This is a genomic window from Paraburkholderia sp. BR10882, from assembly GCF_040948855.1.
Classification (GTDB): Bacteria; Pseudomonadota; Gammaproteobacteria; order Burkholderiales; family Burkholderiaceae; genus Paraburkholderia; species Paraburkholderia nodosa_A.
Genome location: NZ_JBFPKP010000011.1, coordinates 261,086 through 276,752 on the forward strand (window position 1 = coordinate 261,086; position 15,667 = coordinate 276,752).

The 15,667-nt window shown below is 65.1% G+C and carries 13 protein-coding genes; 8 read left to right on the forward strand and 5 right to left on the reverse strand.

Annotated elements, in window-relative coordinates:
• Positions 1 to 15: 15 nt before the first annotated feature.
• Positions 16 to 894 carry a patatin-like phospholipase family protein gene (locus AB3X99_RS26545; protein ID WP_342949131.1) on the forward strand — a complete coding sequence of 293 codons (879 nt, stop codon included), beginning with the start codon at positions 16 to 18 and terminating at the stop codon, positions 892 to 894.
• 63 nt (positions 895 to 957) lie between these two features.
• Here AB3X99_RS26545 and AB3X99_RS26550 read toward each other — a convergent pair whose 3' ends face one another.
• Complete coding sequence (locus AB3X99_RS26550; RefSeq protein WP_069264581.1) at positions 958 to 1,971, reverse strand: D-2-hydroxyacid dehydrogenase family protein; 1,014 nt, start codon at positions 1,969 to 1,971, stop codon at positions 958 to 960.
• 427 nt (positions 1,972 to 2,398) lie between these two features.
• On the opposite strand from AB3X99_RS26550, the gene AB3X99_RS26555 reads away from it, so the two are divergent.
• Together AB3X99_RS26555 and AB3X99_RS26560 are read left to right on the forward strand one after the other, a co-directional pair.
• Positions 2,399 to 4,249: a phosphoenolpyruvate carboxykinase (GTP) gene (locus tag AB3X99_RS26555; RefSeq protein ID WP_368618577.1), complete on the forward strand. Its 1,851-nt coding sequence runs from the start codon at positions 2,399 to 2,401 to the stop codon at positions 4,247 to 4,249.
• 315 nt (positions 4,250 to 4,564) lie between these two features.
• A complete protein-coding gene (locus tag AB3X99_RS26560; protein ID WP_368603758.1) occupies positions 4,565 to 5,674 on the forward strand; it encodes a LysR family transcriptional regulator in 1,110 nt (369 codons plus the stop codon).
• A gap of 107 nt (positions 5,675 to 5,781) precedes the next feature.
• Here AB3X99_RS26560 and AB3X99_RS26565 read toward each other — a convergent pair whose 3' ends face one another.
• From AB3X99_RS26565 to dprA, 3 genes are all read right to left on the reverse strand, one after another.
• Positions 5,782 to 8,439 carry a DNA topoisomerase III gene (locus AB3X99_RS26565; protein WP_069264587.1) on the reverse strand — a complete coding sequence of 886 codons (2,658 nt, stop codon included), beginning with the start codon at positions 8,437 to 8,439 and terminating at the stop codon, positions 5,782 to 5,784.
• Between the two features lie 257 nt (positions 8,440 to 8,696).
• A complete protein-coding gene (locus tag AB3X99_RS26570; protein ID WP_342949129.1) occupies positions 8,697 to 9,074 on the reverse strand; it encodes a thioredoxin family protein in 378 nt (125 codons plus the stop codon).
• Positions 9,075 to 9,170: 96 nt separating this feature from the next.
• The gene (dprA, locus tag AB3X99_RS26575) at positions 9,171 to 10,433 is read right to left on the reverse strand and encodes a DNA-processing protein DprA (RefSeq protein ID WP_368618578.1); all 1,263 of its coding nucleotides are present in this window, start codon (positions 10,431 to 10,433) and stop codon (positions 9,171 to 9,173) included.
• Between the two features lie 285 nt (positions 10,434 to 10,718).
• Between dprA and def the strand changes: the two genes are divergently transcribed.
• The 4 genes from def (at position 10,719) to htpX (ending at position 14,020) form a co-directional block, all read left to right on the forward strand.
• A complete protein-coding gene (def, locus tag AB3X99_RS26580) occupies positions 10,719 to 11,222 on the forward strand; it encodes a peptide deformylase (protein WP_368618579.1) in 504 nt (167 codons plus the stop codon).
• Between the two features lie 54 nt (positions 11,223 to 11,276).
• A complete protein-coding gene (gene fmt, locus AB3X99_RS26585; protein ID WP_368603761.1) occupies positions 11,277 to 12,272 on the forward strand; it encodes a methionyl-tRNA formyltransferase in 996 nt (331 codons plus the stop codon).
• Between the two features lie 112 nt (positions 12,273 to 12,384).
• On the forward strand, positions 12,385 to 13,035 hold the full coding sequence (locus tag AB3X99_RS26590; RefSeq protein ID WP_069264599.1) for a LysE family translocator: 651 nt from the start codon (positions 12,385 to 12,387) through the stop codon (positions 13,033 to 13,035).
• A gap of 130 nt (positions 13,036 to 13,165) precedes the next feature.
• Positions 13,166 to 14,020, forward strand: coding sequence for a zinc metalloprotease HtpX (gene htpX, locus AB3X99_RS26595; RefSeq protein ID WP_069264601.1), 855 nt, complete (start codon positions 13,166 to 13,168; stop codon positions 14,018 to 14,020).
• A 55-nt stretch (positions 14,021 to 14,075) separates the two neighbouring features.
• Here the strand turns inward: htpX and AB3X99_RS26600 are convergent, their stop codons facing one another.
• On the reverse strand, positions 14,076 to 15,242 hold the full coding sequence (locus tag AB3X99_RS26600) for a hypothetical protein (protein ID WP_368618580.1): 1,167 nt from the start codon (positions 15,240 to 15,242) through the stop codon (positions 14,076 to 14,078).
• 233 nt (positions 15,243 to 15,475) lie between these two features.
• Between AB3X99_RS26600 and AB3X99_RS26605 the strand changes: the two genes are divergently transcribed.
• The coding region (locus AB3X99_RS26605; protein ID WP_368618581.1) for a hypothetical protein at positions 15,476 to 15,667 on the forward strand (192 nt) is incomplete at its 3' end.

A 15,667-nucleotide genomic window follows, 5' to 3' on the forward strand; every position in this document is an offset into this window, starting at 1 on the left:
AAGGACGTAGAAGGCATGTTCGATCAGGTGGTTTTCGCCGGCGGCGGCAATCGCTGCTGGTGGCAGGCGGGGTTCTGGGACATCGTCCAGCCCGAGCTGCGCATTCGCCCGCGCGTCATTACGGGCATCTCGGCGGGCGCGGCCACCGCGTGCATGCTCTACACGCGCGACGCCGACTGGGTCATGCGTTATTACGAGGAAGCGCTGCGCCACAACAAGCGCAACGCCTACTGGGGCAATCTGCTGCGCGGCGAGTCGGTGTTTCCGCATTACCGCATCTATCGCCAGGCGTTGCTCGACATCTACGGCGAGCCGTTCACGCAGCTTCAGGACGCGCCTGAGATCCGCATCGGCGTGTCGCATGTGCCGCGTTGGCTTGGCGCGCGCAGCGCCGTGGCGGCGGGTCTCATCGCGTACAACATCGAAAAACATATCCGCAAGACGCTGCACCCGACGCTCGGGCGCAGGCTCGGGTTTCATCCGGAATTCGTGACGGCGCAGGAATGCGCGAGCGTGGAGGATCTGGCCGATCTCATCCTGCAGTCGTCATGCACGCCGCCGTTCACGCCGGTGCTGCGGCGTGACGGCCGACCGGTGCTCGATGGCGGGATGGTCGACAACGTGCCGGTCGGCGCGCTCGACGACACGCCCGGCCGTGTGCTGGTGATGGTGACGCGGCTCTATCCGCGTCCGCAGATGTTCGTGGTGCGGCATCAGGCAACGCAGGGCGTGCAGCAGCGCCTTTACGTGCAGCCGTCGGCCAGGGTGCCGATCTCGAGCTGGGACTACACGAGCCCGCAGCAGATGCAGCACGCCTACAACCTCGGCCGCGTGGACGGCGAGCGGTTCCTCGCGCGTCTGCCCGAGGTCATGGAAGCGGCCGCTAACGCCTGAGCGCACGCGGCCGCATCGAAATCAGACGGAAAGACGCACGAAGGGCGGCGCGCGCCGCCCCGCTTACTTGCGGCGGCCGCCCTGCAGCGCTTCGGGGTTCGCGACGCTCACGTGATCGCCCGCGTCGAACGCGAGGATATTGCGGAACGCCCCGCCGAAGTACAGCTCGTAGCTCTCGCGCTCCACATAGCCGATGTGCGGCGTGCAGATCACGTTTTCCATGCGCAGCAGGCTGTAGCCCTGCAGGATCGGCTCGCTCTCGTACACGTCGATCGCGACCATGCCCGGCCGGTTGTGCGCGAGCGCGCCGAGCAGCGCGTTTTCTTCCATCAGCTCCGCGCGGCTCGTGTTGACGAGCAGCGACGTGGGCTTCATGCGCAGCAGGTCCTCCTGCTTCACGATCCCGCGAGTGTCATCGTGCAGGCGTAGATGTAGCGACAAGACGTCGCTCTCTTCGAACAGCGCCTCGCGGCTTGCGGCGGCTTCGTAGCCGTCGGCGCGCGCCGCTTCGAGCGAATGCTCGCGGCCCCATACCAGCACGCGCATGCCAAAGGCCTTGCCGTAGCCGGCCACGAGCCGGCCGATCTTGCCGTAGCCCCAGATGCCGAGCGTTTGCCCGCGCATCACCTGGCCGAGGCCGAAGTTGGGCGGCATCGCCGAGGTCTTGAGGCCCGACTGCTGCCACGCGCCCTGCTTGAGGTTGGCGACGTACTGCGGAATGCGGCGCTGCGCGGCCATGATGAGCGCCCACGTGAGTTCGGCGGGCGCGACGGGCGAACCGGTGCCTTCGAGCACGGCGATGCCGCGCTCGGTACAGGCTTCGATGTCGATGTGCGGACCGGCCTTGCCCGTCTGGCTGATCATGCGCAGATGGGGGAGCTTGTCGAGCAGTTGCGAGGTGATGCGGGTGCGTTCGCGAATCAGGACGAGCGCGTCGACTTCGGCGAGGCGGCTGGCGAGTTGGCCGAGGCCGCGGACCGTGTTGTTGAAAACCTTGACCTCGTGGTCGGCGAGCAGTTGAAAGCAGTCGAGCTTGCGGACGGCGTCCTGGTAGTCGTCAAGGATGGCAATTTTCATGGCGGCGGGTTGTTTTGCGTGTTTTGCATCGCGCCTTTCGTAGCGCGACTTCGGTGTTCATCTGGTGGTTATCCCACTATGCAGCGCCGGGAAGGCTGGTATGAATATAGGGAGCCTTCACGTCGCTCGCCGCGTGCAGCAGCAGGCATTGCAATTGCGCAAGCCCGAGGCTACGCACGCAGGTTTTTGACGCGGCAATCAGCCGCGAATTCGCAACTTTTAACAGCTTGTCGGGCTCCGATGCAAGCCGCTTTACAGACGGTTTCGAACCCCAGGCTAGAGGACCTTGACGACCTGCCCAACTGCGCGAACCGATTCGCATGTTGATCTGCCATCGACATCCGGTTCGCAATGAGTTGCGCCTCTCGCGTGCAGCGTTGAAAAGGGCCGATTCTCGTTTTACAGCCCTAAAAATGGAGACAGCTCGATGAACCATCCCGATTACCAAGCCCAGGCCGCCGCACAGGTGCCCGCCTGGGTCCGGCACCGGAAACTGGTCGACTGGGTGCAGAAAATCGCAGCGCATACGCAGCCCGATCGCATCGTCTGGTGCGATGGCTCCCAGGAAGAATACGACCGCCTGTGTGCGCAGATGGTCGAGGCCGGCACGATGCGCCGCCTTAATCCGCAGAAGCGTCCGAATTCGTATCTCGCCTGCTCCGACCCCTCGGACGTCGCGCGCGTGGAAGATCGCACCTTCATCTGCTCGCCCACCAAGGAAAATGCCGGCCCCACCAACAACTGGGTCGCGCCCGCCGAAATGCGCGCGACGCTCGACGGCCTGTTCGCAGGCTCGATGCGCGGCCGCACGATGTATGTCGTGCCGTTCTCGATGGGCCCGCTCGGCTCTCCGATCGCGCATATCGGCGTGGAGCTTTCCGATAGCCCCTACGTGGCCGTGAACATGCGCATCATGACGCGCATGGGCCGCGCCGTGTACGACGTGCTCGGCGAAGACGGCGCATTCGTGCCGTGCGTGCACAGCGTGGGCGCACCGCTCGCGGCAGGCGAGCAGGACGTGCCGTGGCCGTGCAACAAGACGAAGTACATCGTCCACTTCCCGGAAACGCGTGAGATCTGGAGCTACGGCTCGGGCTACGGCGGCAATGCGCTGCTCGGCAAGAAGTGCTTCGCGCTGCGCATCGCTTCGACCATGGGCCGCGACGAAGGCTGGCTCGCCGAACACATGCTGATTCTCGGCGTGCGTTCGCCGGAAGGCCGCAAGTACCACGTCGCGGCGGCGTTCCCGTCGGCGTGCGGCAAGACCAACTTCGCCATGCTGATTCCGCCGCCTGCCATGAATGGCTGGGAAATCACCACGATCGGCGACGATATTGCTTGGATCAAGCCCGGCGCCGATGGCCGTCTCTACGCCATCAACCCCGAGGCCGGCTACTTCGGCGTGGCGCCGGGCACGGGTGAGAAGACCAATTTCAACGCCATGGCGACGCTCAAGGAGAACGTGATCTTCACGAACGTCGCGCTCACCGACGACGGCGACGTCTGGTGGGAAGGCATGACCGACGAACCGCCCGCGCACGTGATCGACTGGCTCGGCAACGACTGGACGCCCGCCATCGGCAAGGAAACGGGCCGCAAGGCCGCGCATCCGAACGCGCGCTTCACGGCGCCCGCGTCGCAGTGCCCGTCGATCGATCCTGAGTGGGAGAACCCGAAGGGCGTGGCCATCGATGCGTTCATCTTCGGCGGCCGCCGTTCGACCACGGTGCCGCTCGTGACCGAGGCGCGCGACTGGACCGAGGGCGTCTACATGGCCGCGACCATGGGCTCGGAGACCACGGCCGCGGCCGCGGGGCAGCAGGGCGTGGTGCGGCGCGATCCGTTCGCGATGCTGCCGTTCTGCGGCTACAACATGGCCGGCTACTTCGGGCATTGGCTCGACGTGGGCGAGCGCCTCGCCAAGGCCGGTGCGACGGTGCCGCGCATCTTCTGCGTGAACTGGTTCCGCAAGGGGCCGGATGGCAAGTTCGTGTGGCCAGGCTTCGGCGAGAACATGCGCGTGCTCGAGTGGATGGTGCGCCGTATCGAGGGCAAGGCCACCGGCGACGAGCATGCATTCGGCGTGTCGCCGCGCTACGGCGACCTCGACTGGAGCGGCCTGAACTTTACGCAGGAGCAGTTCGAACAGGTGATTTCAGTGGACGCCGACGCCTGGCGCGCCGAACTCGCGCTGCACGCCGAGCTGTTCGACAAGCTCGCTCATGGGTTGCCGCAAGTGTTGAGGGATGCTCGCAAAACGCTGGAAACGCGTCTTTAATCATGTAATGTGAGCGCTCACTATCTGAATGGCCGCCCTCGGGCGGCCGTTTTCATTTCCGGGGTCGAATGCAGTGGTGCGGTGCAGAGGCACGTCTGTTCGGCGTTAGAGCGACTATTTCGCTGCAACGCGCAAAATTGTTTCGTTCGAAGTAATAATCGGACCTCTGTTAATGCATTTTGGGGTGCAGTCGAAGAAATCGTAAAGAAAATAAGGGCTTCGGAGGCAACTTCTGCACGATTTCTGCTGTCGTAGGAGAATTCGCGGTTTCCTCCGCTGATTAACAGCGGGGTAGTAACAGGCAGGAGTTGTCTCATGGATCATTTGCAGTCGATGCGAGTATTCGTCAAAGTAGCCGACCTCGGCAGTTTCGCCCGGGCCGCTTCCGCGATGGATATCTCCAACGCAGTTGCGACGCGGCACGTTGCCGACCTCGAAGGTCGACTCGGCACGCGTTTGCTCAACCGCACGACCCGCAGTCTCTCCCTGACCGAATCGGGTCAGGTCTATCTCGAGCGCGCCCGCCAGATCCTCGATGAGCTCGAGGATGTCGAACAGATGGTCGTCGCGCGCAATCACGAACCTGTCGGCACGCTGCGCATCGTCGCGCCGGTCGTGTTCGGGCTCCACAACCTCGCGCCGGTGCTGCAGACCTACACGCAGCGCTATCCGCAGGTCATTCCCGACGTCACGCTGGTGGACCGTCAGGTCGATCTCGTCGAAGAGGGCTTCGATCTGGGCGTCGTGACCGCACGCCAGATGCGCAGCGCCAGCATCGTCACGCGCCGCCTCACCACGGGTTGCATGACGGTGTGCGCGACGCCCGCGTACCTCGAAAAGCACGGCACGCCCACGCGCCCCGAGCATCTCATGGAGCACCCGAGCCTCTCGCTGCCCTCCGAGTACTGGGGGGACGAGCGCGTCTTCACGGGTCCGGACGGCGAAATCCGCGTGCGTCCGACCAATGTGATCGTGGCGAACAACACCGAGATGCTGCGCCAGTTCGCGCTGCTCGGCATGGGCATCGCGATCCTGCCGAGCTACCTGATCGGTCGCGACATGACGCGCGGGCGCCTCGTGCGGCTGCTTGGCGACTATCGTCTGCCGCAGGTGGAGATCAACGTCGCGTATCCGAGCCGGCGTCACCTGCCGGCCAAGGTGCGCACGTTCATCGACCATCTCGTCGAGCATTTCAGCCAGACGCCGAACAGCCAGCTTGGCGAGCAGTGGGTCAAGGACGGTCTTGCACGTCCGGCAGTGACGGCTCGCAACGGCGTTGCGGGCGACGACTACGATGGCGTGCAGCCAGCGCCGGGCGGTAGCCTGCACGACAGCGAGCACAACGGCACGGACGGCGAACGCGCGCCGAAGGCGGCGCGCGCTTCGGCAGCGCGTACCCGGACTTCGGCGATCTCGCCGCTATAAGCCCGATATCGCCGTTCATCGGTCGATAAAAAAGGCGTAGCTTCGAGAGAAGCTGCGCCTTTTTGCCTGTTGCGAGCGGGCCGGCGACGGCCCGGGAAGGGACGGCTTTACGACCCTGTCTTGCGCGCCGGCGTCTTGCGGGCGGCGGTCTTGCGTGCCGGTGCGGCTTTGGCGGCCGCCGTCTTGCGCGCGGGCTTCGCCTTGCCTTCTTCGGCCGAATCCGCCGCGTCGTTCGCGGCATCGTTCGTCGCCTCAGCCGAGGCAGCCGACTTCTTCGCGGCCGTCTTGGCCGCCGTCTTCGCGCTCGGCTCCTTCTTCTCGAACTCGAAGCCGATCTTGCCGTCCGGCTGCTTGACGAGGAAAGCCTTGAAGTTGCGGCCCGTACGCGACGACTTGAAGTTGGTCAGCAAGTCGGTGCGGCCTTCGGCAAGCAGCTTGGCCATCTGGTCGCGCGCGATCTCCTGCTGCAGGATCACCTTGCCCGAGCGGAAGTCGCAGGTCTTCGGATTCGCGACCGAGTGCTCGCACACGTAGCTCATGCCGTGCTCGTACACGCGTGCCTTGCACTTCGGGCACGCGCCCACCGGCTCCTGCTGCGAGAAGTCGGGCGCTTCGCCGTCTTCGGCGCCGGAGTCCTGGCCGAAGTCGAACTCGAGCTTGTAGTTCTTGATTTCGTCGTCGAACGAGAGCTTGAGGATGGCAGAGAACGGCCGGCCCATCTTGCTGCGGAAGCCCGAGAGCGGGCCGATCGTCTTGTTCTGCAGCAGTTCTTCCACTTCGGGGATTTCGAACTGGCGGCCGCCCGGAATCTTCGAGATCGAGAACTCGCACTTCGTGCAGGCGAAGCGGCGATAGTTTTCCTTCACCTGGCCGCCGCAATTCGGACACGGCGTTTGCAGCGTCGCGTAGTCGCCGGGGATCGTGTCCGAGTCGTATTCCTTCGCGCGCTTCACGATGGTCTGCGTCATGCGGGCGATTTCCTGCATGAACGCGTCACGCGGGAGTTTGCCGCGCTCCATCTGCGAAAGCTTGTACTCCCATTCGCCGGTGAGTTCCGGCGCGGTCAGTTCTTTCACGCCGAGACCGCGCAACAGCGTCATGAGCTGGAACGCCTTGGCCGTCGGGATCAGTTCGCGGCCTTCGCGCACGAGATACTTTTCGCCGAGCAGACCTTCGATGATCGCCGCGCGCGTGGCCGGCGTACCGAGGCCCTTGGCGGCCATGGCCTCGCGCAGCTCTTCGTCGTCCACGAGCTTGCCCGCGCCTTCCATGGCCGAGAGCAGCGTCGCTTCGTTGTAGCGCGCAGGCGGCTTGGTCACGAGCTGGTGCGCCGCGATCTTGTCGGTCTTGACCTTCTCGTCCTTCTTAACCGGCACGAGATTGGCGTCGTCGCCGCCCGCGTCGCGGCCATAGACCTGCAGCCAGCCCGGCTCGACCAGCACCTTGCCTTCGGTCTTGAAGTGATGCCCTGCGACTTCGGTGATACGCGTGGTGACACGATATTCCGCCGCCGGGAAGAACACGGCGAGGAAGCGCTTCACGACGAGGTCGTACAGCTTCTGCTCGGGCTCCGAGAGCGACTTCGGCGCTTGCAGCGTGGGGATGATGGCGAAGTGGTCGCTGATCTTCGAGTTGTCGAAGATGCGCTTGTTCGGCTTCACCCAGCCCTTGTCGAGCACCTGCTTGGCGTGCGGCAGGTAGTTGTTGCTCTCCTTGAGCATCTCGAGCGTCTCTTTCACCGTGCCCATGTAATCCTCGGGCAGCGCGCGCGAGTCGGTACGCGGGTAGGTGAGCACCTTGTGCTTTTCGTACAGCGCCTGAGCGAGGCCGAGCGTGTTCTTGGCAGAAAAGCCAAAGCGGCCGTTCGCTTCACGCTGCAGGCTCGTCAGGTCGAAGAGCGCGGGCGAGAGCTGGGTGGACGGCTTCGATTCCTCGCTGACCGTGCCTTCGCGGCCATGGCAGGCCGCAACGATGGTCTCGGCGGCCGGCAGGCTCCAGAGGCGCGAATCGCGCTTTTCCGGATCGAACTCGTCCCTCTTGAATTTCGGGTCGTACCAGCGGCCTTCATAGAAGCCGCTCGCGCAGACGAACTCCGCACGCACTTCCCAATAGTCGCGCGGGATGAAGCGGCGGATTTTCTCTTCGCGTTCGACGACGATCGACAAGGTTGGCGTCTGAACGCGCCCAACCGTCGTGAGGAAGAAGCCGCCGCCCTTGCTGTTGAAGGCGGTCATCGCGCGCGTGCCGTTGATGCCGACGAGCCAGTCGGCTTCCGAGCGGCAGCGGGCGGCGTCGGCGAGCGGCTGCATGTCGTGGTCGCTGCGCAGGTTCGCGAAGCCGTCGCGGATCGCCTGCGGCGTCATCGACTGAAGCCACAGGCGCTGGACCGGCTGCTTCGCCTTCGCGTGCTGCGCGATCAGGCGGAAGATCAGCTCGCCCTCGCGCCCCGCGTCGCAGGCATTGATGAGCTGCGTGACGTCCTTGCGCTTCATCAGCTTGTTGAGCACCTTGAGCCGCGATTCGCTCTTGGCGATCGGGTTCAGGTCGAAGTGCGGCGGGATCACGGGCAGGTGAGCGAAGCTCCACTTGCCGCGCTTGACCTCGTATTCTTCCGGCGCTGCGATTTCCAGCAGATGGCCGACTGCCGACGAGAGTACGTAGTCGTCGCTCTCGTAGTACTCGTCATGCTTGGTAAAACCGCCCAGCGCGCGCGCGATGTCGTTCGCGACGGACGGCTTCTCGGCGATGATCAGAGCTTTGGACATGACTGGTTGCTTGTGGGTGTATCCGGTTGGCGCCCCGGGGCCGATGCCGCCTGAATGGGCGCTTGGGCGCGATGCCCGGCGTTGCTGCCCCGCTCGGGGGGCCGTTCTCGACCGCTTTATAGCACATGGCGCGTCGGCGTCGATTTTTGCGTCATCTCATGACGACACCCGCGCACCCGCCAGGGCGCCCAATCATAAGGGCGCGCCAGGCCGCGCGGCAAGCAGTGTGCCTGATCGGGGTCAGATGCTGGGTGCGCTCAAACCGCGCTCAGGACGGGGCGCAGCTTGGGCGCGTCGGACACGCCCGGTAGCGCCGTGAGGTCCGAAAGCATGCGCTCGACCACGGCGGCGTGCGGCAGGACCGTGCCGAAAAAGCGCGTGGCGTGACCGTCCTCGATCAGGATGGTCGGGAAGTTCTCGACATCGAGATCGTCGAAGCGGTCGGCATGGGTTTCGATGTCGATGTACGCAAAGCAGACATCGGGATGCGCCTCGGCGATGCGGTCGAACGTGGCACGGTAGTCGCGGCACGTCCCGCACCATTGCGCGCACAGGCACGCGACGAACAGCGTGTCCTGATTGCTGACGCGCTCGGCGATCTGGTCGGCGTCGGTGTCGAGGTCTAGCGCGGGCATGGTCGTTCCTTGCGTTCTCTTATATATAGAGCGGGGTATTTGGCGCGAATGTATCACGGCGACGCGGGAGCGGTGATGTTCCCCCAATCCGCGGCATCAGCCGCGCGAGGCCCGCACGTACCAGCCGCCGGGCAGGGCGTCGAGGTGTCCCGCGAGCTCGAGTTGCAGCAGCGTGCCTTGCAGCACCGCTTCGGCCATGTCGGTGCGCTGCGCGAGGATTTCAACCGTGGCGGGCGCGTGACCGAGCGCTTCGAGGAGGCGCCGGGCTTCAGCCCCAAGTCTGGCGGGCGATTTTCGTGCTTCAGCGCGATGCGCAGGCGGCGGCTCGGGACGGGGGAATTCGAGCGCCAGCTGTGGCGTCTCGTTTGCGTCGTCGCGCGGCATGCGATCGAACGGAACGGAGACCTTCTCGCGGCGCTGTTCCCGCGGCGACACCGGCGTGCGGCCTGCACTCGAGGGTTGCCCGACATCGAGCGCATCGAGTACCTCTTCGGGCGATTCGACCAGCTGCGCCCCCTGCTTGATGAGCCCGTGGCAGCCGCGCGCGAGCGGCGCGTGAATCGAGCCGGGCAGCGCGAAAACGTCGCGTCCCATTTCGTTGGCGAGCCGTGCCGTGATGAGCGAGCCGGAACGTTGTGCGGCCTCGACCACCACCACGCCTTCGACGAGCGCGGCAATCACGCGGTTGCGCTGCGGAAAGTTCGCGGAGCGCGCCGGGGTGCCGAGCGGCCATTCGGAGACGAGCGCGCCGTGTGCGGCGATCTCCACGGCGAGCGGATGATGGGCCGGCGGATAGACGAGATCCGCGCCGGTGCCGGTCACGGCGACGGTGCCGCCCTGCTCGTGGAGTGCGCCGCGATGGGCGGCGCCGTCCACGCCGAGCGCGAGCCCCGACACGACGGTGAGACCCGACGCGGCGAGAGTGCGTGCGAAACGCGCGGCGTCCTCGACGGCCTGCGGCGTGGCGTTGCGGCTGCCCACGATGGCCACCGCGCGTGCGTGCAGCAACTCGAGCCGGCCCTTTGCGTAGAGCAGCGGCGGTGGATCGGGCATGTCGAGCAGGCGGCCCGGATAGGCCGAGTCGGCAAGCGTGATGAGCGCGTTGCCGGGCGCCGCGCGCCACGCCTGCAGGGCATCGAGTCGTGCCGCGAAGTCCGGCCGGGGCTCGGCCAGGGCGGCATGGGCGGCTTGCGCACCCGCCACTGCGGCGAGTGCGGCGAACGGCTGGGCCAGCACGTGTTGGGGCAGGCCGAACGCGCCGAGCAGCGCACGCAGCGCAGCGGGCCTCAGGCCGCGCGCGAGGGCGAGGCGCAGCCAGGCGGCCAGTTCTTCGGCAGACAGCGGCAAGGTCGTCGGCATTGCGTTCCCCGGGCGCGGACGGTTTGCCGCACCTCGTGATAAAATTTTCACCATCCGAAATACACCGCGGCGCCCTTACCCGTGGCACTGCGCACACGCCCGCGGGCGCAGCGCGTCCGCACGGGCGACAAGCGCGTTCAACGTTGAATTGCGGCCCTTTCGTCCGAATATGAGGAGATATCCTCCCTATCCGGCCTGGGACCCGCAAGCTGGCCGAATGGCCAGGCCGCGCATCGTTCCCTGTGCCAGGCTCTTTCAGGCGCCCAACGAGAAACCCGTCAAATCATGGCTCTACTGAACATTCTTCATTACCCGGACAAGCGTCTGCACAAGGTCGCAAAGCCGGTCGAGGTGGTCAACGACCGCATCCGCAAACTGGTCGCCGACATGGCCGAAACCATGTACGTCGCGCCGGGCGTCGGTCTCGCGGCCACCCAGGTCGACGTGCATGAGCGCGTCGTGGTGATCGACGTGTCCGACGCGCACGACGAACTGCGCGTGTTCATCAACCCGGAAATCATCTGGTCGAGCGACGAGCGCGAAGTGCACGAGGAAGGCTGTCTTTCCGTGCCGGGCATCTACGATGAAGTCGAGCGCGCGGAAAAGGTGCGCGTGCGCGCGATGAACGAAAAGGGCGAGACCTACGAGGTGGACTGCGAAGGGCTGCTCGCCGTGTGCATCCAGCACGAAATGGATCACCTGATGGGCAAGGTGTTCGTCGAATACCTGTCGTCGCTCAAGCAGACGCGCATCCGCAGCAAGATGAAGAAGCTCGAACGCGCGATGTAATCGCGATCTGACCGTCTCTTTCTTCATCAACCCGCCGCCACGCACCGAGCGCCCATGAGCCACACCCTTCGCGTCATCTTCGCCGGCACGCCGGAATTCGCCGCCGCGGCGCTCGCGGCGATTCACGAAGCGGGCTTTGCCGTGCCGCTCGTCCTGACTCAGCCGGACCGCCCGGCAGGCCGCGGCATGAAACTCCAGGCAAGCCCGGTCAAGCGCTATGCGCAGGAGCACGGCATGGCCGTCGCCCAGCCGCCGTCGCTGCGCCGGACCGGCAAGTATCCGCAGGAAGCCGCCGCGGCGCTGGACCTGCTGCGCGCCACGCCGCACGACGTGATGGTGGTCGCAGCCTACGGGCTGTTGCTGCCGCAGGAAGTGCTGGATATCCCGCCGCGCGGCTGCATCAACATTCATGGGTCCATCCTGCCGCGCTGGCGCGGCGCGGCACCGATTCATCGCGCGATCGAAGCCGGCGACACCGAAACCGGCATCACGCTCATGCAGATGGACGTGGGGCTCGACACCGGCCCGATGATCTCCGAGGTGCGCACGCCGATCGCGCCGGGCGACACCACGGCGACGCTGCACGACCGCCTGGCGCAACTCGGCGCGCAGCTGATCGTCGACGGGCTCGTCGCGCTCGAGCGCGACGGTGCGCTGCCCGCCACGCCGCAGCCGGCCGAAGGCGCGACTTACGCCGAGAAGATCGGCAAGCAGGAAGCCGCGCTCGACTGGCGTCGGCCGGCGGTGGCGCTCGCGCGTCAGATTCGCGCATTCGACCCATTCCCGGGCGGCGCGGCCACGCTGGACGGCGCGCAGCTCAAGCTGTGGGCCGCCGAGCCGGTCGAGCGTACGTCGACCGCCGCCGGCGAGCCGGGTGAGATTCTCGAAGTCAGCCCGGCGGGCGTGGTGGTGGCCTGCGGCGAGGGCGCGCTGCGCCTCACGCAACTGCAAAAGCCGGGCGGCAAGCGGCTGCCCGCGCGCGAATTCCTGGCCGGTATGCCGCTGGCGGCGGGGCAGCGGTTCCAGCTGCCGGAGACCCCGGCGGCCTGAACCCGGGCTCGCGCCAGCGCGTGAAAACGCGCCGCCAGGCCAAGTGCTGCGCGGTTCCCGGCGCGCTAGAATCAATGGCGTTCGAAGCGCGTTTTTCGATTTTGAGGTTGGCATGCTCGGCATTACCCATTTCGGTTTCTTTCTCGTCGCCGTATTTCTCCTGAACGTGACGCCGGGGCCCGACACGGCCTATATCGTCGGCCGCAGCGTCGCGCAGGGCCGCGGCGCGGGCCTCGTTTCCGCACTGGGTATCTCGGCGGGCTGCTGTGTGCACACGCTCGCCTGCGCGTTCGGTCTGACCGCGCTGCTCGCGGCGTCGGCCACGGCGTTCACGGTCATCAAGATCGTGGGCGCGATCTATCTGGTGTATCTCGGCGTGCGCCTCGTTCTCACGAAGCACGAAGTCAGGCCCGCCGAAGGCGCCCCGCAGGCCACGGCCCCTGCCGCCGCCCCGCGCCCGCTGCGTCAGCTGTTCGTTTCGGGTTTCTGCACCAACGTGCTCAATCCGAAGGTGGTGCTGTTCTTCGTTTCGTTTTTCCCGCAGTTCGTGACCACGGGGACGGAGCACAAGGCCCTCGCTTTCCTCACACTCGGCGCCGTGTTCATGCTGATGAGCACGGTCTGGAACAGCTTCGTCGCGTGGGTGGCGGGCAGCGTCACGCAGCGCTTCTCGGGCAAGCCGGGCGTGAAGAAGTGGCTCGATCGCACGGTCGGCTCGGCGTTTGTCGGGCTGGGCCTGAAGCTCGCGACCGCCACGCGATGAGATTGAATTTTTCGCATCTGCCCATATCTAACGAATCGCTTACAATGCGCTCGCTCAAAGCTAGCTGACCGGCTGGCGGCGGGCGTTCAACGATCGATTTGATCCCCTGGTGGGTGAAGGAGCACAGCACATGTTCAACTGGGTCAAAACCGCGATGTTGATGGCCGCGATTACGGCCCTTTTCATCGTGATTGGCGGGCTGATCGGCGGGCATCGCGGGATGGTGCTGGCGCTGTTCTTCGCGCTCGCCATGAACTTCTTCTCGTACTGGTATTCGGACAAGATGGTCCTGCGCATGTACAACGCGCAGGAGGTCGACGAGACCACGGCGCCGCAGTTCTATCGCATGGTCCGCGATTTGTCCACGCGGGCGGGCCTGCCGATGCCGCGCGTCTACCTCATCAACGAAGATGCGCCCAACGCCTTCGCCACCGGCCGCAATCCCGAGCACGCAGCGGTCGCGGCGACCACGGGCATCCTGCGCGTGCTGTCCGAACGTGAAATGCGCGGCGTCATGGCGCACGAGCTGGCGCACGTGAAGCACCGCGACATTCTGATCTCGACCATCTCGGCCACCATGGCCGGCGCGATCTCGGCGCTCGCCAACTTCGCGATGATCTTCGGCGGCCGCGACGAGAACGGCCGTCCCGCGAACCCCATCGCGAGCATCGCCGTGGCGCTGCTCGCACCGATCGCGGGCGCGCTGATCCAGATGGCGATTTCGCGTGCGCGTGAATTCGAGGCGGACCGCGGCGGCGCCGAGATTTCCGGCGATCCGCAGGCGCTCGCTTCGGCGCTCGACAAGATCCACCGCTACGCGCAGGGCATTCCGTTCCCGGCGGCCGAAGAGCATCCGGCCACGGCGCAGATGATGATCATGAATCCGCTGTCGGGCGGCGGCTTGCAGAACCTCTTCAGCACACACCCGTCCACGGAAGAGCGCATCCGCCGCTTGATGGAAATGGCTGCAGGTGGCCAACGCTAAAGCGACGACCGGTAGCCGGTGACGAAAAAAACGCCTCCTCGGAGGCGTTTTTTATTCAGCCCGTCGCCGCGGCGTCGCCGTCCATATGTCGGGCGCCCGCTCGCGCCGAAACCCGCAACGCCCGTTGACGCAGCGACACCACGAAGAATACGAAATAAACGCCGATGAACCAGGACACGTCGAGCGCGTAGTAGACGTGCCCGAACTTGACGACGATCCACGCGGCGATGAACGCCAACGGTACGGCGTAGAAAAACACGCGATCCATCCGGTTGTCTTCTTTGCTGCTCTGGAAGAGCGAAACGTAGCAGCACGCAAAAAACGGCGCGATGTCGTATTCCTTCATTCTCGGATTCAGCGCGAGACAGAACGCGAGCACATAGAACAGCCTGCCAGGCACGCTTGCGTTTTCAGCAACCATGAGCCGCCGCCCGCGCAATGGATTGACCGCGTACATGAATAGCGCCACGACCACCAGCTCATAGAGCAGTACGTCGTCCAGGGTCGACAGCGCACGCACGTGTTGTTCGAGTATCCCGAACAGCACGAGCCCGGAATCGTTCTGGGCGAGCATCTGCCAGCGTAGCAGGGTTTCGAAGTCGGTCCACAGGCGCGGTTCCAGCGCGAGCTGCGCGATGGTTGCCAGCGCAACGCACATGGGCACGGCGATGAAATAGCGCATGCCTTTGGGGATAAAAAAGAACACGACGGCGTAGGTCAGGAAATAGATCTTGATGGAGGCAAACAGGGCGATGAAAAAAGCCAGCGCGCAATACTTTGCCGTCGCGCCACGGCTGTCGTGCGAAGCCGAAGCCGCATAAAAAAGCGCAATGATCAGCAGGTGGCCGAAGATCGCAAAATTGCCCGTGAGGATGCCTCCCACGCCCGCGCCGCCGGTCAGAAACCCAAGCGCGCCCGCGACGATGAAATCCGCATGCCTGATGCTGTAGGCCAGATAGATCAGCGACGCGACAACGAATGCCAGATAGAGCCAGTGAAACGGCACGCGCGAGAACAGATTCAGGAAGATGGGCGGATAGATGAAGGGGAATCCGTTCGGAATATATGGATTCGCGCCGCGCTTGAATTGATCCAGCGCGTACGCGTACACCTTGTAGTCCCAGAAAGGCGAGAACAGCTTTCCCCGTCCCTGCTGGTACACAGAAAACAGAGCAACGAAGGCGAGGAACGCGAAGTCTTGTTTCTTCCCGAGTCGTTTCATGATGGCCGCTACGTCGCAGGGAGGAGGGGCGTTTTCTGTCGCCATCATGAGGCGAGCGGTTAGTCGGTATCCGCCAATATGTATCCCTGCGCTTGCCTCGCTATCCGCGCGCTGGCGCGGTGCCGTCAACGGGAATCGCGCCGGCTCGCAGTGTTGCGCGCTCGCCACGCTACAATGGCTCGCTCGTGCATTACTGACGCCGCGACTCACAGCGGCCCGCATCCGGTTTCTTCATGACATCCAGCCCATCCCGGCGACCCGGCAAGCCGTCTCAAGGCAAAAAGAGTTCCGCATCCCCCGCGCGCCTCGGTTTCGCGCAAGACGATCCCACGCACCCGATGCGGCGCGCATCGATCGTGGTCGGCGACGCGGGCAATCCTGCCGCGTGGCATGACGGCGAAGGCTTCGATCGCATCCTCGCCGAC

What these genes read in the sequence shown, in the direction of transcription:
- AB3X99_RS26545 (WP_342949131.1), top strand. Translation starts at nt 16, where the DNA reads ATGTTCGATCAGGTGGTTTTCGCCGGCGGCGGCAATCGCTGCTGGTGG.
- AB3X99_RS26550 (WP_069264581.1), bottom strand. Translation starts at nt 1,971, where the DNA reads ATGAAAATTGCCATCCTTGACGACTACCAGGACGCCGTCCGCAAGCTC.
- AB3X99_RS26555 (WP_368618577.1), top strand. Translation starts at nt 2,399, where the DNA reads ATGAACCATCCCGATTACCAAGCCCAGGCCGCCGCACAGGTGCCCGCC.
- AB3X99_RS26560 (WP_368603758.1), top strand. Translation starts at nt 4,565, where the DNA reads ATGGATCATTTGCAGTCGATGCGAGTATTCGTCAAAGTAGCCGACCTC.
- AB3X99_RS26565 (WP_069264587.1), bottom strand. Translation starts at nt 8,439, where the DNA reads ATGTCCAAAGCTCTGATCATCGCCGAGAAGCCGTCCGTCGCGAACGAC.
- AB3X99_RS26570 (WP_342949129.1), bottom strand. Translation starts at nt 9,074, where the DNA reads ATGCCCGCGCTAGACCTCGACACCGACGCCGACCAGATCGCCGAGCGC.
- dprA (WP_368618578.1), bottom strand. Translation starts at nt 10,433, where the DNA reads ATGCCGACGACCTTGCCGCTGTCTGCCGAAGAACTGGCCGCCTGGCTG.
- def (WP_368618579.1), top strand. Translation starts at nt 10,719, where the DNA reads ATGGCTCTACTGAACATTCTTCATTACCCGGACAAGCGTCTGCACAAG.
- fmt (WP_368603761.1), top strand. Translation starts at nt 11,277, where the DNA reads ATGAGCCACACCCTTCGCGTCATCTTCGCCGGCACGCCGGAATTCGCC.
- AB3X99_RS26590 (WP_069264599.1), top strand. Translation starts at nt 12,385, where the DNA reads ATGCTCGGCATTACCCATTTCGGTTTCTTTCTCGTCGCCGTATTTCTC.
- htpX (WP_069264601.1), top strand. Translation starts at nt 13,166, where the DNA reads ATGTTCAACTGGGTCAAAACCGCGATGTTGATGGCCGCGATTACGGCC.
- AB3X99_RS26600 (WP_368618580.1), bottom strand. Translation starts at nt 15,242, where the DNA reads ATGAAACGACTCGGGAAGAAACAAGACTTCGCGTTCCTCGCCTTCGTT.